Genomic DNA, 22705 nt, shown 5'->3' with positions numbered 1-22705 from the left:
ACCGCGCTCGGCATACCCGTCACTGTGGCCGTAGGATAAGTCCGTCCGGGGAAAGGGGAACCGCGCTCAGCCCCCGATTTGTGCAACAAGGCCGAGTTGATCCTGAAATTCTGGCTTCTTTGAGTAGAATGGATTGCTTCCTTCCCAATGCTTTATCCTATTTAAAAGGTTTGTTTGGCTGCTCAGCTCAACGTCAGCTCGTCTGCTTGCAACTCTCGCTCTATGGTAGGATTTCAAAAGAGATATTCTTAGGTCAAGTAAGTTTTTATTGCTGTTGAATCGGAACGACTGAACGGCAACGAAAATTGCAATTAGCGAAAATGCCGGGGAAATATTTTTGAGGAAGTTCCAGAAGTCGCTCAAAGTCATTTTTTAAGCCTTACTCCTACCCCGCCGCCATTCTCCGGGATGAACTCGACACCGGCTGCTTCGAGGGCAGCGCGGATGGCTGCGATTGCCTGATTTGAAACGACCCTGCGACTCTTCTCCAAATCAACGACCGTCGAAAGCCCCAGGCCGGCCGCTTCCGCAAGCTTCGGCTGTGTCATTTCAAGAAGTGCACGAGCGGCACGGCACTGCGCAGGCGTCATTTCAACATTTTCTGTTGACTGGTGGAGGGAGGCGAGAGTAGCAACATAAACTGTTGATACCACAACCGGAGAACAGATCAATGACCGAAGACCGCGCCCGCGCGAACGATTTCTCCTTGCCCAACGCCCGCACCCTGTCCGACGCCCTCTGCGAGATTGGAAATCTCGCCCTGGTGGGCCGCAGCGCCTGCGATGGTGACCTTGCAGATGTCCCCGTGGGCTCCCGCATGCGCGCCTTGGAATGCCAGTTCGAGCACATCGAGCGCCTTGTAGAGGAAGCGCTGGATATGGCGAGCAAGGCCGGGGCGCTGGAATAGGGCTGTTGATGGGCCGAATAAAGAACGTAGGAGCGTCGTATTTTTCTTGCCAGCCAAAAACGACGCTGCTACGTTCTATGTATAGGAGATCGGCTCATGATGTACGAAGACAAATTCACCTTGGCGAAAGTGGTCGAAGTCCTTGAGGCCGAGCCCCGCGCCGTCCAGACGTGGTGGAACAAGCATCTGCCCGGCGGAGCCGTCGTCGGCGGTGGCAGCCCTGGCAAGCGCAAGACCTGCGACTTCCCCGCCCTGATGCACATGGCGACTGCGAAAGCTCTCATCGATGGGTTTGGCATCAATGCCACGCGTGCCTTCGAAATGGCGGTGGAATTCGCTCATTTCGGCGCGGCTGACGAAGAAGAGCCGGAGATGGTCCGATACCCGAGCTTGCCCTACCGGGAAGAATGGCACGACCCGACGCTGTTGGTGGTCACGCCCAAGGGCAGCAAGGTGGTTCGGAAAAGCAACTTTGCGAACACGGTGAAGCCTCGTGACCACATGAACATCTCCGACGCGGGCGGGGTGTTGGCCCTCAACGTGTCGGAAGTCTTCAACAGCCTCGTCGCCAAGATCGAGCCCGGGCGCGACCCGCAAGAGATCTTGGCCGAGACCTACGGGAACTAGGAGAACTGGCAGATGGCAGAGCGTAAGCCCATCTTCGGAGATCGCCCGCCGGCATATCCCGGCAAGGCAACCTTGGCGGCAGAGCTCGACATGAGCGAGTCCACCGTGGACTCCTACGTCAAGCGCGGGTTGCTGCCGCCGCCGGTTATGCGTGGCGGTGCTGTTCGCTGGTGCTGGGCTGAGGTGGTCTCGTATCTCGACGCAGGCGCCAAGGGTGCGGACGGCGAAGATCCCTTCATGACGGGGATCAACAATGTCTAAGGTTTCGCTCCCGCCGCATGTCCATAAGGTAACGTCTGGCGGTCGCGAGTATTTCTACTATCAGGAGGGCAGGGGCACGCCTCATGCAGGCGAACGGATCCGGCTGCCGAATGACCCTCAGACCCCGGAATTTTGGCACGCGGTTCGGCAGGCACAGGGCACGTTCGGCCCGACCCCGACCGGTACGATTGGCGCTCTGATCGACGCCTATGAGGTTGCATGGCCGACGCTGCAACGGAAGCTGAGCGAGGGCACGCAGGACCAGTACCGACGTTATCTCAGGCCAATCCGCGCTGCGTGGGAAAACCTTCCGGCCAGCGAGATCAGGCCGAAGCACGTCGATGCCCTTATCCGCAAGATCGGGATGGAGACGCCTGGCGCCGCGAACAACACGCTCGACGCTTTCAAGGCGATGTGTGCTTGGGCGAATGGGCCGGTAGAGCTGATGATCCACGATCCGACCAAGGGCGTGCATCGGTTCGCGAAGGGCGAGGGGCATCCGCCGTGGACGCCCGAGCAGCTTGCCTTTGCCGAAGAGAACTTCACCGGTGTTCTGCGGCGTTGGTACTTTCTCAGCCGCTACACCGGTCAGCGGATCAGTGACGCGGTGCGCCTCGGGCCGAACGACGAGGACGATGGCGGGTTCAGCCTTCCCCAGAAGAAGACCGGTGTAAGGCCGTGGTGCCCGATCTTCCCGGAGCTGGAAGCCGAGATGGCGACATGGGAGCGACGCCCCGGCCCGTATCTTCTGCAGGAGGAAGGCAAGAGCAAAGGCAAGCCGTTTGGCCCCAACCAGATGTGGAAGGTCTTCAACAAGGAGCGGAAGAAGCACCCGATCTTGGAGGGCGCGGTCCCGCACGGTCTCCGAGCCAACGCCGTGATCCGTCTTCGGTTCGCCGGTTATACGGCCGAGCAGATCTCGGACATGGTCGGTATGTCGGTCGAGATGGTCGAGCACTACTGCCGATATGCAGACCGTAAGGCAAGCGGGCAGGAGGTGTTGAGGGAATTCCGGGAACGTCAGGAAGCCAAGATTGTAAAACCCTTGAAAAATGGAAAAGGGAAATGATGGAATATCAAGACGTTAAGATGTGGAAAGAAGAGTGCAGGTTTCTGTTGCCAGGTACCTGCGAACCCCGCCTTACGCTGCTAGGCGCAAGGGCTTAAAGATCGATGTTTCGCACAGCTTACGCTGCGAGAGCCATCGGAGCACGATTGTTGTTGGCAATTATGCTTAGCGAACCGATAACGGTGGTATCTCACCGGGACAAAGCTAACACCTTTAGACGTCCGTCGATCCTATTTCGGCCCCAAGATCCCCCAACAAGGGATATTTGGTGGAGCCGCCGGGTACCGCCCCCGGGTCCGATCCGCTTATTACGTGCGCGTTTATGCCCATAGTCCCGAAGGACAAGCCGAAGATAGGGGCCCGCGCGCCCAGGTTCAAGGGGAGATTTCGCCAACTGCCTGCCGGACCGGCAGCGCTGCCCGGAAGCAGGCAGGAACCGGGCCCGGGCCCGCGACACATGTGCCGATAATTCAGGCCGATGGCGAAATTCGCGGCTGCGGCGCCGGAACTTGCGGGTTAAGGATGGTTTACGCGGCTCCGCAATGACGGAGGCGAGACGATCTATAGCAGGGAAGGTGCCCGAAATGGGTCTATTGGAAGGCTTTTTCAACAGGATAAACGACCTCACCTGGGGCTGGTCGCTGATCCCGTTCCTCGTCGTTCTCGGCGTGTTCTTCACGCTGGTCTCTAATTTCGTCCAGATCCGCTTTTTCAAGCAGATGTTCGCCGTGCTGAAGGGCGATCCCGAAGCGGGCAAGCACGACCATGTCAGCTCGCGCGAGGCGCTGCTGGTCTCGGTCGGCGGCCGGGTCGGCGGCGGCAATATCGCGGGGGTCGCGGTGGCGATCACGCTCGGGGGGCCGGGCGCGGTGTTCTGGATGTGGATGATCGCGCTCGTCGGCATGGCCACCAGCCTGTTCGAATGCGTTCTGGCGCAGGTCTACAAGGAGGCCCAGCCCGACGGCACCTACCGCGGCGGGCCCGCGCGCTACATCACCCACGGGCTCGGGCCGGAATTCCGCTGGCTCGCCGTGGTCTACGCGATCTGCCTGATCGCCGCCTTCGCGCTCGGCTTCAACGCCTTCCAGGGCAATACCGTGGCCGGCGCGATCGAGGAGAGCCTGGGCGTCAAGCGGCTCTATAGCGGCATCGCCCTGGCGGCAGTGGCCGGGCTCGTGGTCTATGGAGGCATCAAGCGGATCGCCAAGGTCGCGGATGTCATCATCCCGATCATGGCGATCGGCTATCTCGGCATGGCCCTGATCGTCATCCTGCTCAACATCCTGCACGTGCCGGGCATGATCGTGGACATCGTCGCCAATGCCTTCGGCCTGCGCGAGGCGGTGGCCGGCGGCATGGGCGCGGCGATCGCCCAGGGCCTGCGCCGCGGGCTCTTCTCCAACGAGGCCGGGCTCGGCTCCGCCCCGAACGTCGCCGCGGTCGCCTATGTGCCGCATCCGGTGAACCAGGGCATCGTGCAGTCGCTGTCGGTCTTCATCGACACGATGGTGATCTGCACCTGCACGGCCTTCGTCATCCTGCTCAGCGATGTCTACCAGCCGGGCGCCGAGGGCATGGACGGGGTGGTGCTGACCCAGCAGGCGCTGGCCAGCCATGTCGGCGAATGGTCGAAATACTTCCTGACCGCGGCGGTGCTGCTCTTCGCCTTCTCCTCGATCATCTACAACTACTACCTGGGGGAGAACGCGCTGAGCTTCCTGACCGGCAAGCCCGGGGCGCTGCACGGGCTGCGGATCCTGGTGATCTTCCTGGTCTTCCTCGGTGCCACGGCGCCGGCGGCGACTTCGGTCTTCTTCTTCTCCGACCCGATGATGGGGATCCTGGCCCTGGTCAACCTGATCGCGCTGGCGATGCTCTTCCCGACGGCGATGCGCATCCTCAACGACTACCGCGCGCAGCTGGCGGAAGGGAAGACGCCGGTCTTCGACCCCGAGAAGTTCCCGGACCTGGCCATCGACAAGGCCGCCTGGGCGGACGCCAAGGAAGACGTCTGACACGGCTGTGGCCCCGGCGCGGCAGATGCGCCGGGGCCCGCCGAAACCGCTTGCGGCAGGCCGCCGGCTCTGGTTTGGAATGATTCTAAATCAAGAGGGCCAGCCATGAGATTCTTCCAGCCAGCCAAGAAGCACTTCAGCGATCTCACCGAGAAGGAGATCGTCGCGCTCGCGATTTCCTCCGAGGAGGATGACGAGCGGATCTACCGCTCCTATGCCGAGATGCTGCGCGACGACTTCCCCGCCTCGGCGGCCGTCTTCGACGGCATGGCCGGCGAGGAGACGCAGCATCGCGACATGCTGATCGAGCTCTTCCGCGCGCGCTGGGGCGAGGTGATCCCGCTGATCCGCCGCGCCCATGTCACCGGCTTCTACAACCGCCGTCCGGTCTGGCTGGCCGAGGCGATGCCGCTCGACGAGATCCGCGACCAGGCGAAGATCATGGAACGCGACGCGCAGCGCTTCTACGCGCTGGCGGCGCGGCGCTGCGAGGATGCCTCGACCCGCAAGCTGATGGGCGACCTGGCCGCGGCCGAGGCGGGCCATGTGCGCGCCGCGGTGTCGCTCGAGCACGAGCATCTGGACCCCGAGACCCGGCAGGCCGAGGACGATTCCGAGCGCCGGCAGTTCATCCTGACCTGGGTGCAGCCGGGGCTGGCAGGGCTGATGGACGGCTCGGTCTCGACGCTGGCGCCGATCTTCGCCGCCGCCTTCGCCACCGGCGACACCTGGCAGACCTTCCTCGTCGGCCTTGCCGCCTCGGTCGGGGCGGGGATCTCGATGGGCTTCACCGAGGCCGCCTCGGATGACGGCCAGCTCTCGGGCCGCGGCTCGCCGCTCAAGCGCGGCATCGCCTCGGGGGTGATGACCGCCATCGGCGGGCTCGGCCATGCGCTGCCCTACCTGATCCCGCATTTCTGGACGGCGACGATCATCGCCTTCTGCGTGGTCTTCTGCGAGCTCTGGGCGATCGCCTGGATCCAGAAGAAGTACATGGAGACGCCCTTCCTGCGCGCGGCGCTGCAGGTCGTGGTCGGCGGCGCGCTGGTGCTGGCGGCGGGGATCATCATCGGCGGGGCGTGACGGCGCGGACCTTGACGCGGGCGCCCGCGGGGGCGCAGGCAGGGCGCGAGCAATGGGAGAGGCCCGATGATCACGCCCGACTGGATGCGCGTCATGGCACGCTACAACCGCTGGCAGAATGCGGGCCTGATGGCCGCGGCCGGCACGCTGACGGAGGAGGCGCGGCAGGCTGATCGCGGCGCCTGGTTCGGCTCGATCTCGGGCACGTTCAACCACCTGCTCTGGGGCGACCTGACCTGGCTGTCGCGCTTCGGCCGGAACGACCGGCCGGAGGTCGCGCTGAAGGACAGCCCGCGGCTTTTCCCGGACTGGGAGGGCTTCCGGGCCGCGCGGATGGCGCAGGACGCGGTGATCGCCGTCTGGGCGGAGGCGGCAACCCCGGCCGATCTGGAGGGCGACCTGGTCTGGACCTCGGTGGGCGACGGCGCAGAGCTGCGGCGTCCGCGGGCCATCTGCATCATGCAGATCTTCAACCACCAGACCCATCACCGCGGCCAGATCCACGCGATGCTGACCGCGGCGGGGGCGCGGCCGGGCACGACCGACCTTCCGTTCCTGCCGGATGACGCCTGAGCCATTGACCTTCGCGCCGGCGTCCTAGCTACCTCTCACGGCAAGGTGACGGAGAGACTTCATGGGCGAGGCGGTGATCTGGTGGGTGCGCAAGGATCTGCGGCTGGCGGACAATCCCTGCCTGGCGGCGGCGATCGCGCAGGGCGGGCCGGTGATCCCGGTGGCGATCCTCGATCCGCTGCATGAAAGCTGGGGCGCGGCGCCGCGCTTCCGCTGGGGGCTGGGGCTGGGGCGCTTCGCGCAGAGCCTGGAGGAGATCGGCGGACGGCTGGTCCTGCGCCGCGGCGATCCGCTGGAGATCCTGACGGCGTTGTCAGAGGAGACCGGCGCGCGCAAGGTCCTGTGGTCGCGCCATTACGATCCCGACTGCATCGCCCGCGACACCACCGTGAAGGCCGGGCTGGAGGAGGCCGGGCTGGCGGCGAAAAGCCATGCCGGGCACCTGCTTTTCGAGCCCTGGCGGGTGAAGACCAAGACCGGCGGCTTCTACAAGGTCTTCACGCCGATGTGGAAGGCGCTGCGCAGCACCGACCTGCCGGCGCCCGAACGCGCCCCGGCGCGCTGGCCCGCCCCCGGGCGCTGGCCCGCCTCGGAGGCGCTCGCCGACTGGGCGCTCGGCGCCGATATGCGCCGCGCCCAGCCGATCCTCGAAAGCCACCAGCGCGTGGGCGAGGCCGCGGCGCGCGAGCGGCTCGACTGGTTCATGGAAGGGCCGGTCGACGATTACGACGCGGCGCGCGACATCCCGGGGCAGGACGGCACCTCGCGCATGAGCCCGCATCTGGCCTGGGGCGAGATCGGCCCGCTGACCTGCTGGCATGCCGGGCTGCGCCGCCGCGAGGAGGGCTCTAAAGGCGCCGAGACCTTCCTGAAGGAGCTGGTCTGGCGCGAATTCGCCTATCACCTGGCGTGGCACACGCCGCAGATCACGCGCGAGAACTGGCGGCCGGAATGGGACGCCTTTCCCTGGTCGGAGGAGATCACCGGCAAGGTCCGCGCCTGGCAGCAGGGCCGGACCGGCATCCGCTTCGTCGATGCCGCGATGCGCGAGATGTGGGTGACCGGCACGATGCACAACCGCGGCCGGATGATCGTGGCGAGCTACCTGACCAAGCACCTGATGACCGACTGGCGGGTCGGGCTCAGATGGTTCGAGGACTGCCTGACCGACTGGGACCCGGCCTCGAACGCGCTCGGCTGGCAGTGGTCGGCGGGCTCGGGCCCGGATGCGACCCCCTATTTCCGCGTCTTCAATCCGGTGACGCAGCTCGACAAGTTCGATCCGCGCCGCCTCTATGCCGATGCCTGGATCGCCGAGGGCAAGGCCGAGCCGACGGAGACGGCGCTGTCCTATTTCGACGCCGCGCCGCTGAGCTGGGGGCTGAGCGCCGCCGACCGCTATCCCGCACCGGTCGTGACGCCCGAAGCGGGGCGGAAGGCGGCGCTCGAGGCCTATCAGGGCCGCGGATTCTGACATGGCGACGGGAGGAATTGACAGGGCGGGGCCCGGCACGGAAAAATTAACTGGTCTTAATGATCCGGCAGGGGGGCGGGTCCGTATCTCTCCATATGTCCAGCGAGGAAGAGGCATGTCGGTTCCCACGAGCATTGACGGGCAGGCGGATCTGCCCCGGTATTTCGCCCGGGTCTTCGCCCAGGCGCAGGCGATCAATTCCGGGCAGCTCGACGTGCGGCTGCCCGACGGGCGGCAGTTCCGCGTCGAGGGGGCCGCGCCGGGCCCGGTGGCCGAGATCGAGATCCATGACCGCGATCTCTTCGCCCGGCTGCTGCGCGAGGGCGAGCTGGGTTTCGCCGAATCCTATCTCGAAGGCGGCTGGTCGACGCCCGACCTGCAGGCGCTGATGGATTTCCTGCATGCCGACAATGACGTGCTGCTCAACGGCTTTCCCGGGATCGGGCTGGTGCGCGCCTGGGAGCGGCTGCGCTTCGCGCTGCAGCGCAATTCGAAGCGCCAGGCGCGGCGCAACATCGCCCGCCATTACGATCTGGGCAACGAGTTCTACCAGCTCTGGCTCGACGGCACGATGACCTATTCCTCGGCGCTGTTCGAGACCGGCCAGGAAAGCACCGAGGCTGCGCAGATCGCGAAATACGCGCGGATGGTGGACCAGATTGGCGCGCAGCCCGGCGAGCATATCCTGGAGATCGGCTGCGGCTGGGGCGGCTTTGCGGAATATGCCGCCCGCGAGCGCGGACTGATGGTGACCGCGCTGACCATCTCGGAGCGCCAGGCGGAGTTCGCCCGGGCGCGGATCGCGCGGGCCGGGCTCGAGGAGATGGTGGAGATCCGGCTCTGCGACTACCGCGACGAGACCGGGCTCTATGACGGGGTGGTCTCGATCGAGATGTTCGAGGCGGTGGGCGAGCGCTACTGGCCGGTCTATTTCGACACGCTGCGCGCGCGGCTGCGGCCGGGGCGCACGGCGGTGCTGCAGGTGATCACGGTCGAGGACCAGCGCTTCGAGAACTACCGCAGGAGCGTGGATTTCATCCAGAAGTACATCTTCCCGGGCGGCATGCTGCCCAGCCCCTCGGTGCTGGCGCGCCAGGCGGAGGCGGCGGGGCTGCGGGTGGCGCGGAGCTTCGAATTCGGCGAGAGCTACTCGCAGACGCTGCGCCGCTGGCACGGCAGTTTCAACGCCGCCTGGACGGAGGTCGCGCGGGAGGGGTTCGACGAGCGGTTCCGGCGGATGTGGAACTACTACCTGACCTCCTGCGCCTCGTCCTTTGCCAACGGGGTCTGCGACGTCACCCAGATCACGGTGGAGAACCCGCTGCCGGTCGCGGTGCCGGTCCGCGCGCGCCCCTGATCCAGCGGAGCGCGTCCCCTCCGGGGCCGCGCATTCCTTTCACGGAGATATCGTCGAGCCCATGGGATCGCTGGCGCGATCCCGGGACGCCATCGGCCGGGGCGTGGCGCGGGCTCAGCCGCGGGTGGAGGCGACGGCCTTTTCGTTGATCTTCACGAGCTCGCCGCCATCGGGGGCGGGGGTGGGCGCCGCGCCGCGCTCGGGCGGGTAGACGAGACCGGCGGAGATCACCAGCTTGGCCGCATCCTCGACCGACATGTCGAGCTCGATCACGTCGCGGCGCGGGAAGTAGAGCAGGAAGCCCGAGGTCGGGTTCGGCGTGGTCGGCACGAAGACCGACAGCAGGTCGTCCTCGGTCGGGGCGCGGCGGTTGATCTCGCCCTTGGCCGGGGTCGAGATGAAGCCGAGCGCCCAGACGCCGCGGCGCGGATACTCGATCATGCAGGCCTTGTCGAAGCTGGTATCCTGCTGGGCGAAGACGGTCTCGGCGATCTGCTTCAGCCCGTTGTAGATCGAGCGCACCACCGGCATCTGGCCGACGAGTTCCTCGGCGGCATTGATCAGCGAGCGGCCGATGATGCCCTTGGCGACCCAGCCGACGAAGATGGTGAAGAGCAGGAAGAAGATGACGCCGACGCCGCGCAGGTTGATGCCGATATACTGTTCGGGATTGAACCGCGCGGGCACCAGCGGCAGCACGAAGCCGTCGATCCACCCGACCACCGACCAGATCAGGTAGATCGTCAGCCCGATCGGCGCGATCACCACCAGGCCTGTGAGGAAGCTGGCGCGCAGATTGGTCAGCAGCCGGTGCTTGCGCGGCTTGGGGCTATGGTTCGGATCTTCGAAGGGCTCTAGCATCTGGGGGTCCTGGGGACGGGTCAGGCCAAATTTAGGCGCTGGGGCAGGGGCGTACAATGGCCCGCTGCCCAAGTTCGAGGCAGGGATGCCCGGTTCAGCGGAGTCTGGTGAATTCTTTGGCAATCGCCGCGGCGAGCCGGGCGTTGCTGCGCACCAGCGCGATATTGGTCTCCAGCGAGCGCCCGCCGGTCAGCTCGAGGATGCGTCCGAGCAGGAAGGGCGTGACCGCCTTTGCGCGGATGCCCTGGGCGGCGGCCTCTTCGGTGGCCTGGGCGATGACCGGGGCCATCTCTGCGGCGGGGATCTCGTCGGCCTCGGGCACCGGATTGGCGACCAGCTGGCCGCCCGGCACGCCGAGCAGGGCGCGCATCTGCGCGGCGGCGGCGATCTCGGCGGCGCTGTCGAGGCGCAGCGGCGCGGCGAGCCCGCTGTCGCGCGACCAGAAGGCGGGGAGCGCATCCTGCCCGTAGGCGATCACCGGCACGCCGAGGGTTTCCAGCACTTCGAGCGTCTTCGGCAGGTCGAGGATCGCCTTCGCCCCGGCGCAGACCACGGTGACGGCGGTCTGGGCGAGCTCCTGCAGGTCGGCGGAGATGTCGAAGCTGTCCTCCGCGCCCTTGTGCACGCCGCCGATCCCGCCGGTGGCGAAGACCTGGATGCCCGCGGCGCGGGCGGCGATCATCGTGGCGGCGACGGTGGTCGCGCCGGTCATGCCGCGCGCCATCGCGACGGCCATGTCGGCACGGCTGAGCTTGGCGGCGTCCGAGCGCTGCGCCAGCGCCTCGAGCTGGGCGCCGTCGAGCCCGGCATGGAGCCGCCCGTCGAGCACCGCGATCGTCGCCGGGACGGCGCCCGCGGCGCGGATGTCGTCCTCCACCGCGCGGGCGGTCTCGAGATTGCGCGGATAGGGCATGCCATGGGTGATGATCGTGCTTTCCAGCGCGACAATCGGCGCGCCGAACTGGCGGGCGGCGGCAACCTCGGCGGAATAGGAAATGTCGAGGGTCATCAGATGTCTTCTCCGGCAACGTAGCGGGCGGCGGACTGGGTGGCGTGGAACAGGGCCTCGCCCCGGCCCATGCCCTGGAGTTCGGAGGCGATATGCACGGCCATCAGCGTGTCCCCGGCTCCGGTGATGCGGCGCGGCTCCACCAAAGGCGGGGTCGCGCGGTAGCAGTTGGTGGCCGAGAGGTCGACGGCCTCGCCGACCCCGTCGGTGACGATGCAGCGTTCCGCCCCGGCTTTCAGCAGCGCGCGCGCGGCGCCGCCGGCATCGGGGGCGTTGCTGCCCGAGAGGAGGTTGGCCTCTTCGCGGTTGACATAGAGTGTCCCGCGCCCCGCCTCGAGGAAGGCGAGCAGCCGGTCGGCCTTGCCCGGCGAGGCCGGGGCGATCCGCAGGTCGGCGGCGGCGAAGAGCGGGCTGGCGGCGATCACGCCGAGAAGCGGCGCGGTCAGATTGCCGTCGAGCGCGATCGTGCCGCCATAGGGCGCCGCGGCACTGCCCAGCCGCCCGTCGTCGAGCGGCGCGAGGATCGCGTCGCCGGCCGCCTCGAGCGAATGCGCGTCGGCGATCGCGGCGACCAGGCCGTTGGCGCCCTCGACGGCCATGTAGGCGTCGGTCGGCAGGTCGCTGCGGCGCACCGCCAGCGACAGGTCGACGCCGAGCCGGCCGCAGGCCAGGGCCAGCGTGTCGCCCTCGGGATCGGTGCCGAGCACGGTCAGCACCTGCGGGAACATGCCGAGCCGCGCCAGCGCGACGGCGATATTGAGCGCAACCCCGCCCGGCACGCGCCGGATCCGGCCGGGCCGGTCATGGCCGACCGCCATCGCGTGGTCATGGCGTCCGATCGTGTCCCAGAGCGCCGAGCCAATGCACAGGATATGTCTGTTCGGGATCATGGCCGATCATCTGACCGGGCGGCGGCCGGACTGCAAGGCTTTCCTGCGCGGACCGCCGGTTTTGTTCACGACTGTTTCCCATCTGCGCGCGCTGCCTTCCCCCGGCGGGCGCAACGGCGTAGAAGGACGGACCCGGCGCGGAACGGGCACAGGCGGCGCGGCTGCCGGCCGGTTCCGGGGCGTCCGCGCGAAGGCAGGGGCGAATGCGCTTGCACCTTCCCGCCGGAGGCTCTATAGGCGCCGCTATCTCGCAGGCGGGGTACGGGCCCATGGGGGAGACATCCTCATGTTGTCCACCGGTTGGGGCATCCGCCCCTCAAGACCCCGCCAAGGCTCAAACCGGAAAGGATAGGACATGAGCGTCGATTTCTCCATGCGCCAGCTGCTCGAAGCGGGCGTCCACTTCGGCCACCAGACCCAGCGCTGGAACCCGCGGATGGCCGAGTACATCTACGGCGACCGCAACGGCATCCACATTCTCGACCTGACCCAGACCGTCCCGATGCTGGACGCCGCTCTGCAGGCCGTCAAGGAAACCGTCGCCAAGGGCGGCCGGGTGCTCTTCGTCGGCACCAAGCGCCAGGCGCAGAAGCCGATCGCCGACGCCGCCGAGAAGTGCGCGCAGTACTACATGAACCACCGCTGGCTCGGCGGCACGCTGACCAACTGGAAGACCGTCTCGCAGTCGATCAACCGCCTGAAGGCGATCGACGAGCAGATGGCCCTGGGCGCCGAAGGCCTCACCAAGAAAGAGCGCCTGGGCATGGAACGCGAGCAGGCCAAGCTGCAGGCGTCGCTGGGCGGCATCCGCGAAATGGGCGGCGTGCCGGACATGCTGTTCATCATCGACGTCAAGAAAGAGGATCTGGCGATCCTCGAAGCCAAGAAGCTGGGCATCCCGGTCGTCGCCGTCGTCGACACCAACTGCTCGCCGGAAGGCGTCGACTACGTGATCCCGGGCAACGATGACGCCGCGCGCGCCATCGGCCTGTACTGCGACCTGGTCGCGCGCGCAGCCCTGGACGGCATGACCGCCCAGATGGGCGCCGCCGGCATCGACCTGGGCGAGTTCGAGGATCTGGCCGAGGAAGACCTGGGCGCGGCCGAAGAGCCGGCGCTTGCCGAAGAGTCTGCCGAAAGCTGATCCGTCGCGGGGGCCCTGGCGGCCCCCGTTACACAAATGACATGACCTGCGGCTAGTGCCGCGGGGACCCAGACGATAACGAGGAGAGCACCATGGCGATTACCGCAGCACTGGTGAAGGAACTTCGCGACAAGACCGGCGCCGGCATGATGGACGCCAAGAAGGCGCTGACCGAGAATGGCGGCGACATGGAAGCCGCTGTCGACTGGCTGCGCACCAAGGGTCTGGCCAAGGCCGCCAAGAAATCCGGCCGCACCGCCGCCGAGGGCCTGGTGGCCGTCGCCGTCGACGGCGGCAAGGGCGTTGCCGTCGAAGTGAACTCCGAAACCGACTTCGTCGCCAAGAACGCCGAGTTCCAGTCGATGGTCAAGGCGATCTCCGCCGCGGCGCTGAACGCGTCCGACATCGAGGCGCTGAAGGCGGCCGACCTGGGCGGCAAGACCGTCGAGGCCACGCTGACCGACAAGATCGCGACGATCGGCGAGAACATGACCCTGCGCCGCATGGCGTCGCTGGAAGGCGCGTCGGTCGTGTCCTACGTGCACAATGCCGCCGCTGACGGCATGGGCAAGATCGGCGTCCTGGTCGCCCTGTCGGCCGAGAACGAGGCCTTCGGCCGCCAGGTCGCGATGCATGTCGCCGCGATCAACCCGGCGTCGCTGTCCGAAGCCGATATCGACCAGGCCCTGGTCGAGCGCGAGAAGGCCGTCCTGACCGAGCAGGCCCGTGAATCCGGCAAGCCCGAGAACATCATCGAGAACATGATCAAGGGCCGGATGAAGAAGTTCTTCTCCGAAGTCACGCTGCTGAACCAGGCCTTCGTGATCAATCCCGACCTGACCGTCGGCGCCGCCGCGAAAGAGGCCGGCGTCGAGATCACCGGCTTCGTCCGCATCGAAGTCGGCGAAGGCATCGAGAAGGTCGAGGAAGACTTCGCGGCCGAAGTCGCCAAGGCTGCCCAGGGCTGATCCAGTCCTAGACGATCCGGGGGCCGGATCCGCCATGCGCGGGTCCGGCCCTTTTCTTTTCCGCACGCTGCCCCGAGGAGTTCGCGCCGTGATCCCAGCCGCCCGCATCGCCGCCGCCATCGAGATCCTCGACCGGGTCCTGCAGGGGGAACCGGCCGAGAAGGTGCTGACCACCTGGGGCCGGGCCAACCGCTATGCCGGCTCGAAGGACCGCGCCGCGATCCGCGACCATGTCTTCGGCGCGCTGCGGCGGCGCCGCAGCTTCGCTGCGCTCGGCGGCAGCGAGACCGGCCGCGGGCTGATGATCGGCGCGCTGCGCGCCGACGGGGCGGCGGCGGACGCGGTCTTCACCGGGCTGGGCCATGCCCCCGCGGCGCTGTCGCCCGAAGAGGCCACCGCCGGGCGCGCGCCGCGCGAGGGCGCCGAGGCCGCCGACTGCCCCGACTGGCTCTGGGACCTGACGGAGGCGCAGCTCGGTCCCCGCGCCGCCGCGGCCTGGCAGGTCCAGCAGCAGGCCGCGCCGGTCGGGCTGCGCGCCAATCTCGCCCGCATTTCCCGCGACGCGCTGGCCGGACGGCTGGAGCGGCATGGCATCGCCACGCGCCCCGATCCGCGCAGCCCCTCGGCACTGGTTGCCGAAGGCCGCCCGCGCGGGCTGGCGCAGCTCGGCGAATTCCTCGACGGGCTCTTCGAGCTGCAGGATGCGGGCTCGCAATGGGTGTCCGACCTGGTGCCGCTGGCGCCCGGCCAGGCGCTGATGGACTACTGCGCCGGGGGCGGGGGCAAGACGCTCGCCGTGGCGGCGCGGGTGCCGGGCGGGGTGTTCCACGCCCATGACGCCCTGCCGCGGCGGATGGCCGACCTGCCGCAGCGCGCCGAGCGCGCCGGGGTCCCCGTCCGTCTGGCGCCGCCGGGCGCGAAGCTGTCCCCCTGCGACACGGTTCTGGCCGACGTGCCCTGTTCCGGCACGGGCACCTGGCGTCGCGCGCCGGATGCCAAATGGCGGTTCTCTCCTGCGGATCTGGAGGAGATCACCGCGCTGCAGGCAGAGATCCTCGACAAGGCGGCCGCGCTGGTGCGGCCGGGCGGCCATCTGGTCCATGCCACCTGCTCGATCCTCGCCGAGGAGAACGAGGCCCAGGCCGAGGCCTTCCTCGCCCGCCATCCGGAATTCTCCGCGGCTTCGCAGGCCGCGCTCCTGCCGGACGAGGGCACGGACGGCTATTTCGCGGCGGTTTTCTCCAAAGCCGGATAAATCAGCGGCAGACAGAATCCGTTAACCCTTTCCGCCGACGATCTTCGTAAGGTGCCATTAACCAGGCGCGCGCCTTAGTGGTGTGAAGGAATTGGAAACGGAGGGGCCGTTGAGCGCCACGTCACTCGAAATGCCCGGGCCGCTCCGCCAGGCCTGCGCCCGCGTCCGCGGCGGCGCCTTCCCCGTTCTGGCTGCCGGGATCGGGCTGCTGCTGCTGACCGGCTGGCTCTATCCCCATCCGCGTTGGGTGCTGGCGGCCACGGCGGCGGCGACGCTCTGCGCGCTGGCGCTCGGGGTTCTGCTTCTCGCCGCCCAGCAGGCCCGGATCAATGCCGAGGTCTTCGAGACCATGCGCCGGATGCTCGCCTGGGACCCGGTGCCGGTCTACACCACCGATGCCGCTGGCCGCATCCTGTGGAGCAACGAGGAGGCGCGGCTGCAATCTCCCGCTCCTCCGGCGGGACCGATTTCCGGCCTCCTGTGCGAGATCGTCGCCGACCATGCCAAGTTCACGGCCGACCTCCAGGCCCGCGCCGCCACGCATGGCCATGCGAGGGAGACCCGCGCCGCGCTCGGCCGGATCGTCCATGTCTCGGTGCTCAAGGGGGCCGACGGCACCTTCCTGTGGCGGATCGAGGAGGTCGCGCCGCAGGAGGAAGCCGGGCTCGACACGCTAGACATCCCGATGATGCGGGTCTCGGGCTCGGGCCTGGTGGTCGCCGCCAACCGCGCGATGCAGGGGCTGCTGCACCGGCAGGTCTCGCGGCTCGACCAGGTTTTCGGCAGCCTGCCGCTGGTCTCGGGCGCGGTGCATCTGGTGCAGACCGGCAATGGCGAAGTGCCGATGCAGGTCTATTTCAACGACACGAAGATCGGCAAGGACGTCTATCTGGTCCCGGCCGCCTCGGCCGCCGTCTCCGACGATGCGCGGCTCTTCGAGACGCTGCCAGTGCCGCTGCTGAAGCTCGACAGCAAGGGCGAGATCGTGCTGGCCAATCGCGGCGCGCGCGAGCTGCTCGAGGACCCGATTCCGCCCGGGCGCCGCCTGTCCGAGCTGGTCTCGGGGCTGGGCCGCTCGGTCACCGAATGGCTGGAGGACGCGACGGAGGGGCGGGGGCTCAACCGCTCGGAATTCCTGCAGGTGACCAAGCAGACCAAGGATGTCTTCGTCCAGGTGACGCTGAAGCCCCTGCCGGAGCACGAGGAGGCCGACCTGGTCGCCGTGCTCAACGACGCGACCGAGCTGAAGACGCTGGAGGCGCAGTTCGTCCAGAGCCAGAAGATGCAGGCCATCGGCCAGCTCGCGGGCGGGGTGGCGCATGATTTCAACAACCTGCTGACCGCGATTTCCGGCCATTGCGACCTGCTGCTGCTGCGCCATGATCAGGGCGATCCGGAATATGGCGACCTGGTGCAGATCCACCAGAACACCAACCGCGCCGCCTCTCTGGTGGGGCAGCTGCTGGCCTTTTCGCGCAAGCAGACGCTGCAGCCCGAGATGGTCGACCTGCGCGACACGCTCTCCGAGCTGACCCATCTTCTCAACCGGCTGGTGGGCGAGAAGATCACGCTGCAGCTGCGCCACGATCCGCGGCTCTCGCCGATCCGCGCCGACAAGCGCCAGCTCGAGCAGGTGATCATGAACCTGGTGGTGAATTCGCGCGACGCGATGCCCGAGGGCGGCGAGATCATCATCGAGACCCAGGCCCAGACGCTCGACCGCGAGATCAAGCGCAACCGCGCTGCGATCCCGGCAGGCGACTATTCCGTGGTCAAGGTCGTCGACCACGGCATCGGCATCTCGCCCGACAAGGTCACCAAGGTGTTCGAGCCCTTCTACACCACAAAGCGCACCGGCGAGGGCACCGGCCTCGGCCTCTCGACCGCCTATGGCATCGTCAAGCAGACCGGCGGCTTCATCTTCGTCGAGAGCGAGCCGGGCCAGGGCACGACCTTCATCCTGTATTTCCCCGCGCACCGGCCGAAGGAGGCGCCGCTGCCGGAGATCGCCAAGCCGCAGGAGCAGGAGCGGGGCGGCCAGGCCGAAGGCGTCGTGCTCCTGGTCGAGGACGAGGCCCCGGTCCGCGCCTTCGCCTCCCGCGCGCTGCGGCTGCGCGGCTATACCGTGCTCGAGGCGGAGAATGCCGAAGAGGCGCTCGACCGGCTCTCGGACCGCGACCTGGAGGTCGACGTCTTCGTCACGGATGTGGTGATGCCGGGGATGGACGGGCCGAGCTGGGTGACGCAGGCTCTGAAAGAGCGGCCGGACACGCGCGTGGTCTTCGTCTCGGGCTATGCCGAGGATGCGCTGGCCGACCACAAGAGCCGCATCCCGAATTCGGTCTTCCTGCCGAAGCCCTTCTCGCTCAACGACTTGACCCGGACGGTGCAGGCGCAGTTCGCCAACCGGATGCACTGAGCGGCGGCAGGAAAACGGCCCCGCCGCGTGTTGCGGACGGGGCCGTGGCAAGGCGGGCGGAAAGGGACGGAGCGGCTACCAGAGACAGACGATGCCGGTGGCCGTCGTGCCTGTGGCCAGCACCTTGCGCACCCGCAGCGGGTAGATCATCCCGGCCTGGACATTCTGCAGCGTCAGCACGTCCCCATTGGCGCTGCCGGTGAGCTCCACGGCGAGCGTGCCGGTCGTCCCGACATAGATGGCCCGCGAATGGGTGGGCAGCGCGGCGGTGTCGCTGGGCGAAACCGCATCGCCGGCGCTTGCAGGGGAAGTCAGGCCCGGGGAATGGTTGTCGAACTTGTCAGACATTGTCTGCTCCTTGCGCGAGGCCCGCGCACTGGGATGCGGGGGGCATGTGGGACGGTGCGCCTCCGGCGGGGCAGCTTGCTCCGGCGGATGGCACGGAGCGGATGGTGCGGCGAAAGCCTTAACGCTGCCGAAATCCAGCGCGCGCCGCGTGGGGCATGGATAGCCCCCGGACATGGCCAGCGCCGAAGAGGGCAATGCGGGCGGGACGCCTCGATGGCCATGCATCCGAACCGGAATCGGACCTCCCCAATTCGGAAGGACAGATGGACATGATCTGCAGCGTTCGGGGAACGGTGGCCTGGCCTCGTCTCCGGGTTTGAGCAACTGCGGGAAACATGGCCTGCGGCTCAAGTCGAGCTGCCAGGCGCGCTGGGGCGATAGCGGCTCTTGCCGCGCCTTGCTGGCACGTGCCGGTCACGCATTCCTGCAACCGCATCCCGCGGCGCGCCATTTGCGGTCGCGAGGCACCGCCGTCGTCGCGTTTGGCGTCGGGGCCGGGCGGTGGCATGCAGGCAAGAGCTATTGGTGGCCAGTGGCACACAGCATCACGGGCCGCTTCGCAGCATCCATTCAGGCGCTCTCGATGATGCTGGCGGGAACGGGGCCGGGGGACTGGGCGGCGATGAGGGCTTCGACCTCCACCTCGTAGCGGGCGATTTCCTCGATCAGTTCGGCCATCAGCGGTGCGAGATAGGGGGCGTAGAGCTTCCAGGCCTCGGAGCTGCCGCGGTAGATGCCCTTGCGGACCTGGCGCAGGCTCGCGGTTTTCACAAGCGCGTCGCTGCCGCGGAAATCGGCGAGGCCCTCCTCCATATCGAGACCGCAGAATTCGGCCATGCGGGTGATCCAGAGCTCCGGCGCTTCGGTAAGGGGCTCGTAGGGAAGCGACAGGATCCGGCCGGGGAAATCCATGCTCCAGCGGGCCATGGCGGCCTCTGTCAGCCGGTGGAATTCCGCGATCGAGTCGAAGCGGTGGGAGAATTCGTAGCCCTCGGCGAAGCGGATGCGGAAGGCGGAGAAGGCGCTGGCCATCGGATGGCGGCGGCAATGGATCACCTTCGCCTCGGGCATCGCCGCAAGGGCAAGGCCGCAGAGGAAGGCGTTCGAGGGCATCTTGTCGAAGACCACCTCGGCCCCGGCGGTTTCGGGGGGCAGGGCGGAGAGATAGGCGTCGCGGAAGGCGGCGGCCTCGATGGGCGCGTCGCCGGTGCACAGGGTGTTGTAGATCTCTGCGAGCCGCGTGCTTTCGCCGATCGAGATGGCGCGGCTGTGGCGCAGCAGGATCTGCTCGGCCAGCGTCGTGCCGGAGCGCGGCATGCCGAGGATGAAGACCGGCCGCGGGGCGCCGGGCGGGGGCGGTGCGGGATGGCGGATGCGGGCCGCGGCTGCGGGCGCGCGGCTGCAGGCGTCGCGGATCGTTTCCATGTAGCGGCGGATCTCGGCGTCGGGCTTCAGCGCATTGGCGAGCGCCATGTATCGGAAGGCGGCGTCGCGCTCTCCCTGGGTCTCGCGGATGCGGGACAGCGCATAGGCGGCCATTTCGCGGCTCTGGCGCGGGCTGGCCTCCGCCTCGAAGATCGCCTCGATCTGCGCGGTGATGCCGGGCTCCTCCGACAGGTCGGCCTGTCGGGAGAGGTTGTAGAGACCTGAAATCGCCAGCTTTCCGTCCCGCGCAGCCGCCAAGAGAAGCGACCGGGCCTCGTCGAGTTGCCCGAGGAAGGCGAGCGAGCTGCCAAGCACGTTCAGCACCTCGGGATCGGCGGTTCCGGCGGCGGCCAGGGGCGCGAGATGGTCGATCGCGGCCGCGTGCGACCCGGCGAAGGCCAGCGCGATGCCCCGGCTGGCGGCGATCTCGGCGTCATCGGCATTGCCGCCGAGGAAGGGCGCGAGCCGCGCCAGCGCCGCCTCGGGATCGCCGAGGACGACCAGGGCGCGGGCCTCGAAGGCGGCCAGGGATGCGTCGCCGGGATTGGCGCGGCCGAGAATGCCCGAGAGCGCCAGCGCATGGGCCGCGGCGCCGCTGCGCACCAGGGCGGTGCAGGCGGCGAGGATCGCCTTGCGCTCCGCCCGGGTGGTGCCGCGCAGCGCGGCCAGCGCCCTTGCGTTGCCGGGATCGCGCTCCAGCACCTTGCCCCAGGTCAGGACCGCGCCGGGCAGGTCGCGCGTCCGCAGCGCCTGGGCCCGGGCGAGGGGCCCCGCGAGCGGATCCGTCTTCCGCGTCTTCTTCCGTCGCGCCACTAGGTCCGGCCTCCGCTCTGCCTCGATCGGCGCAGGCTAGGCTGCGGGCACTTGCGGAGCGGTTAACCGCGCTAGGAGATCTCGAAGGGCACGACCCGTCGCACCCGCGCATCGACCGAGATCTGGGCATGGATCGGCGGGACCGAGCGCTGCGGGCATTTGGTGCGCTCGCAGATCCGGCAGGAGCTGCCGATCAGGTCGTAATCCCCGGCCTGGTCGATATTCAGCCCGTCGGCATAGACCATGTCGGGCGCGTGGCTGACCGAGCAGCCGAGCGCGATCGCATAGCGGCGGATCGGCGCGCGGAAACCGACGCCGCGCTTGGTGATGGTGCGGGCGATGCAGATATAGCGTTCGCCGTCGGGGGTCTCGGCAAGCTGGCGAACGGTCTCTTCGGGGCGCTCGAAGGCCTGGTGCACGCCCCAGAGCGGGCAGGCGCCGCCGAAGCGGGCGAATTGCAGCCGCGTCGCGGAATGGCGCTTGGTGATCGTCCCGGCCCGGTCGACCCGGAGGAAGAAGAACGGCACCCCGCGCGAGCCCGGGCGCTGCAGCGTCGAGAGCCGGTGGGCCACCTGTTCCAGCGAGACGCCGAACCGCTCGGCCAGCAGCTCGATGTCGTGGCGCAGCTCGCGGGCGGCAGCGAGGAAGGCGCCATAGGGCATCACCGCCGAGCCCGCGAAGAAATTCGCGAGGCCGATCCGGGCGATGGCGCGGGCCTCCTGGGTGCGGAAGCGGGCGTCGTCGAGGATGCGCTCGATCGCATCCTTCTCCTCGGCCAGGGCGATCTGCTGCCAGATCTGGAAGCTCTGGGTCGGGCGCGGCGCATCGGCATTGACCACCAGGCGCCGGTTCTCGGGGTCGAAGATGCGGAAGACATCCGCCTCCATCGTGCCGCGCTCGAAGACCACCGACATGCCATGGACGCGGCGCAGCCGCTCGGCGCCGAGCTTCAGGTGGTTGCCGCCCTCGACGCCGATCTCCTCGGCCAGGGCCTCGGCGCCGCGGTCGAGCCAGTCGATGTAGTTGTTGGCGTAGTTGAAGAAGTCGCGGACCTCTTCATAGGGCAGGGGCGCGGCGTCGATATGCTCCTGCTGCAGCGCGTCGTCGAGCGAGGCCATCCGGTCCTTCGCCGCCTGGTAGGCGCGCTGCAGCGTCAGGAAGGCATGGGCGAAATCGGGCGTGTTCGAGATCGCGATCTTCAGCTCCTGGCGCGAGGGCCGCCGGTCGGCGAAGATCGGATCGGACAGTGCCTCGTGCAGGTCATTGGCGATCCGGTCGCCGTCATCGGAGGCGAAGGAGGCGATATCGACGCCGAATCCGTCGACCAGCGCCAGAATCACCCCGGCCGAAAGCGGCCGCTGGTTGTTCTCCAGCTGGTTGACGTAGCTTGTCGAAATGCCCAGCCGTTCGGCAAACTGCCTCTGGGTGAGCTTGCCCGCCTGGCGCAGATTCCGCAGCCTGGCCCCGGCAAAGAGCTTCCTGCCTTCCATCACTGGCCTTTTCGCAAATTCGCAATTCACAGTTCGCAATATACAAACATTGGCAGTCACACATGTCCAGACCTTCTCGCATCGCCGGCCGGATGGCAGGAGGTACGGTAAATGCGGCTCTGCAGCAAAACGGGCCCGGACCAGGAGGACATCCATGCATCACGGCACTGACACCCGTTCCCGCCCGCTCTGGCAGGAGGCGGCCGTCATTCTCGGCGCGGCGGCGGCCATGGCGGCGGCGGCCAATATTGAGGTTCCGTTCTATCCCGTGCCGATGACGCTGCAGACGCTGGCGGTCACGGGCGCCGGGCTGGCGCTGGGGCTGCGCCGCGGCGTGGCCTCGGTGGCGACCTATATCGGCGCCGGTCTGGCCGGGCTGCCGGTCTTTGCCGGGGCGAAGTTCGGGCTGGCCGCGCTGGCCGGGCCGACCGGCGGCTACATCCTGGGCTTCGTGATCGCGGCCGCCTTCGCCGGGATGGCGCGCGACCGCGGCTGGACCCGCAGCCTGCCCGGCGCGCTGGCCGTGGCGCTGATCGCCACCGCGCTCGTCTTCCCGACCGGGCTCTGGCACCTGGGCAATGTCATCGGCTGGGACAAGCCAGTGCTCGACTACGGGCTGACGCCCTTCATCTTCGGCGGCATCTTCAAGTCCCTGATCGCCGGTCTCGGCGCCTGGGTGCTTGCCCGCCGCTCCGCCTGACACATCGCGCACGAGAG

The 22705-nt window shown here is 67.8% G+C and carries 22 protein-coding genes and 1 other RNA gene; 14 read left to right on the top strand and 9 right to left on the bottom strand.

Translation table 11 applies throughout. From position 1 onward, the window contains the following. Positions 1 to 66: 66 nt before the first annotated feature. Entirely contained in the window at positions 67 to 369 is a 303-nt protein-coding gene (locus FGX59_RS28750; RefSeq protein ID WP_138470853.1) for a hypothetical protein, read from the bottom strand. Continuing rightward, entirely contained in the window at positions 366 to 590 is a 225-nt protein-coding gene (locus FGX59_RS28745; RefSeq protein WP_138470852.1) for a helix-turn-helix domain-containing protein, read from the bottom strand. The genes FGX59_RS28750 and FGX59_RS28745 overlap by 4 nt, the downstream gene beginning before the upstream one ends. Before the next feature lie 80 nt (positions 591 to 670). Here FGX59_RS28745 and FGX59_RS28740 point away from each other — a divergent pair, with 80 nt between their 5' ends. The 4 genes from FGX59_RS28740 (at position 671) to FGX59_RS28725 (ending at position 2864) form a co-directional block, all read left to right on the top strand. Beyond that, the gene (locus tag FGX59_RS28740; protein WP_138470850.1) at positions 671 to 907 is read left to right on the top strand and encodes a hypothetical protein; all 237 of its coding nucleotides are present in this window, start codon (positions 671 to 673) and stop codon (positions 905 to 907) included. Positions 908 to 1003: 96 nt separating this feature from the next. Then, positions 1004 to 1534: a hypothetical protein gene (locus tag FGX59_RS28735; RefSeq protein WP_138470849.1), complete on the top strand. Its 531-nt coding sequence runs from the start codon at positions 1004 to 1006 to the stop codon at positions 1532 to 1534. Positions 1535 to 1546: 12 nt separating this feature from the next. After that, a complete protein-coding gene (locus FGX59_RS28730) occupies positions 1547 to 1795 on the top strand; it encodes an AlpA family transcriptional regulator (protein ID WP_138470847.1) in 249 nt (82 codons plus the stop codon). Further along, complete coding sequence (locus FGX59_RS28725; protein WP_138470845.1) at positions 1788 to 2864, top strand: integrase; 1077 nt, start codon at positions 1788 to 1790, stop codon at positions 2862 to 2864. Before FGX59_RS28730 ends, FGX59_RS28725 begins: the two co-directional genes overlap by 8 nt. 33 nt (positions 2865 to 2897) lie before the next feature. Here the strand turns inward: FGX59_RS28725 and ssrA are convergent. Further along, positions 2898 to 3246: a transfer-messenger RNA gene (ssrA, locus tag FGX59_RS28720) on the bottom strand. Between the two features lie 202 nt (positions 3247 to 3448). Between ssrA and FGX59_RS28715 the strand changes: the two genes are divergently transcribed. From FGX59_RS28715 to FGX59_RS28695, 5 genes are all read left to right on the top strand, one after another. Further along, entirely contained in the window at positions 3449 to 4879 is a 1431-nt protein-coding gene (locus FGX59_RS28715; RefSeq protein ID WP_138470844.1) for a sodium:alanine symporter family protein, read from the top strand. Positions 4880 to 4984: 105 nt separating this feature from the next. Further along, a complete protein-coding gene (gene mbfA, locus FGX59_RS28710) occupies positions 4985 to 5962 on the top strand; it encodes an iron exporter MbfA (protein WP_138470842.1) in 978 nt (325 codons plus the stop codon). 66 nt (positions 5963 to 6028) lie between these two features. Next, positions 6029 to 6535 carry a DinB family protein gene (locus FGX59_RS28705; protein ID WP_138470840.1) on the top strand — a complete coding sequence of 169 codons (507 nt, stop codon included), beginning with the start codon at positions 6029 to 6031 and terminating at the stop codon, positions 6533 to 6535. A 61-nt stretch (positions 6536 to 6596) separates the two neighbouring features. Further along, positions 6597 to 8009: a deoxyribodipyrimidine photo-lyase gene (locus FGX59_RS28700; protein ID WP_138470838.1), complete on the top strand. Its 1413-nt coding sequence runs from the start codon at positions 6597 to 6599 to the stop codon at positions 8007 to 8009. Positions 8010 to 8124: 115 nt separating this feature from the next. Further along, positions 8125 to 9366, top strand: coding sequence for a cyclopropane-fatty-acyl-phospholipid synthase family protein (locus FGX59_RS28695; RefSeq protein WP_138470836.1), 1242 nt, complete (start codon positions 8125 to 8127; stop codon positions 9364 to 9366). Between the two features lie 114 nt (positions 9367 to 9480). Here FGX59_RS28695 and FGX59_RS28690 read toward each other — a convergent pair whose 3' ends face one another. The 3 genes from FGX59_RS28690 to FGX59_RS28680 form a co-directional block, all read right to left on the bottom strand. Then, positions 9481 to 10227, bottom strand: coding sequence for a DUF502 domain-containing protein (locus tag FGX59_RS28690; RefSeq protein WP_138470834.1), 747 nt, complete (start codon positions 10225 to 10227; stop codon positions 9481 to 9483). Positions 10228 to 10321: 94 nt separating this feature from the next. Next, on the bottom strand, positions 10322 to 11236 hold the full coding sequence (locus FGX59_RS28685) for a pseudouridine-5'-phosphate glycosidase (RefSeq protein WP_138470832.1): 915 nt from the start codon (positions 11234 to 11236) through the stop codon (positions 10322 to 10324). After that, complete coding sequence (locus tag FGX59_RS28680) at positions 11236 to 12126, bottom strand: PfkB family carbohydrate kinase (protein WP_138470830.1); 891 nt, start codon at positions 12124 to 12126, stop codon at positions 11236 to 11238. The genes FGX59_RS28685 and FGX59_RS28680 overlap by 1 nt, the downstream gene beginning before the upstream one ends. 355 nt (positions 12127 to 12481) lie before the next feature. Between FGX59_RS28680 and rpsB the strand changes: the two genes are divergently transcribed. From rpsB to FGX59_RS28660, 4 genes are all read left to right on the top strand, one after another. Then, positions 12482 to 13270: a 30S ribosomal protein S2 gene (gene rpsB, locus FGX59_RS28675; RefSeq protein WP_138470828.1), complete on the top strand. Its 789-nt coding sequence runs from the start codon at positions 12482 to 12484 to the stop codon at positions 13268 to 13270. A 92-nt stretch (positions 13271 to 13362) separates the two neighbouring features. Next, positions 13363 to 14238, top strand: a complete 876-nt coding sequence (gene tsf, locus FGX59_RS28670; RefSeq protein ID WP_138470826.1) for a translation elongation factor Ts — start codon at positions 13363 to 13365, stop codon at positions 14236 to 14238. An 88-nt stretch (positions 14239 to 14326) separates the two neighbouring features. Next, complete coding sequence (locus FGX59_RS28665) at positions 14327 to 15493, top strand: RsmB/NOP family class I SAM-dependent RNA methyltransferase (protein ID WP_138470825.1); 1167 nt, start codon at positions 14327 to 14329, stop codon at positions 15491 to 15493. 109 nt (positions 15494 to 15602) lie between these two features. Then, positions 15603 to 17912, top strand: a complete 2310-nt coding sequence (locus tag FGX59_RS28660; protein WP_240722788.1) for an ATP-binding protein — start codon at positions 15603 to 15605, stop codon at positions 17910 to 17912. A 75-nt stretch (positions 17913 to 17987) separates the two neighbouring features. On the opposite strand, the gene FGX59_RS28655 is transcribed toward FGX59_RS28660, so the two are convergent. The 3 genes from FGX59_RS28655 to FGX59_RS28645 form a co-directional block, all read right to left on the bottom strand. Then, entirely contained in the window at positions 17988 to 18260 is a 273-nt protein-coding gene (locus FGX59_RS28655) for a hypothetical protein (protein ID WP_138470823.1), read from the bottom strand. A gap of 570 nt (positions 18261 to 18830) precedes the next feature. Continuing rightward, the gene (locus tag FGX59_RS28650) at positions 18831 to 20498 is read right to left on the bottom strand and encodes a sulfotransferase family protein (RefSeq protein ID WP_138470820.1); all 1668 of its coding nucleotides are present in this window, start codon (positions 20496 to 20498) and stop codon (positions 18831 to 18833) included. 71 nt (positions 20499 to 20569) lie between these two features. Continuing rightward, a complete protein-coding gene (locus FGX59_RS28645) occupies positions 20570 to 21988 on the bottom strand; it encodes a short-chain fatty acyl-CoA regulator family protein (protein WP_138470818.1) in 1419 nt (472 codons plus the stop codon). A gap of 154 nt (positions 21989 to 22142) precedes the next feature. Between FGX59_RS28645 and FGX59_RS28640 the strand changes: the two genes are divergently transcribed. Next, a complete protein-coding gene (locus FGX59_RS28640; RefSeq protein WP_138470817.1) occupies positions 22143 to 22688 on the top strand; it encodes a biotin transporter BioY in 546 nt (181 codons plus the stop codon). Positions 22689 to 22705 lie beyond the last annotated feature (17 nt).

It is taken from the genome of Poseidonocella sp. HB161398 (assembly GCF_005870025.1).
Classification (GTDB): Bacteria; Pseudomonadota; Alphaproteobacteria; order Rhodobacterales; family Rhodobacteraceae; genus Mangrovicoccus.
This window is presented reverse-complemented; position numbering and strand designations above follow the sequence as displayed.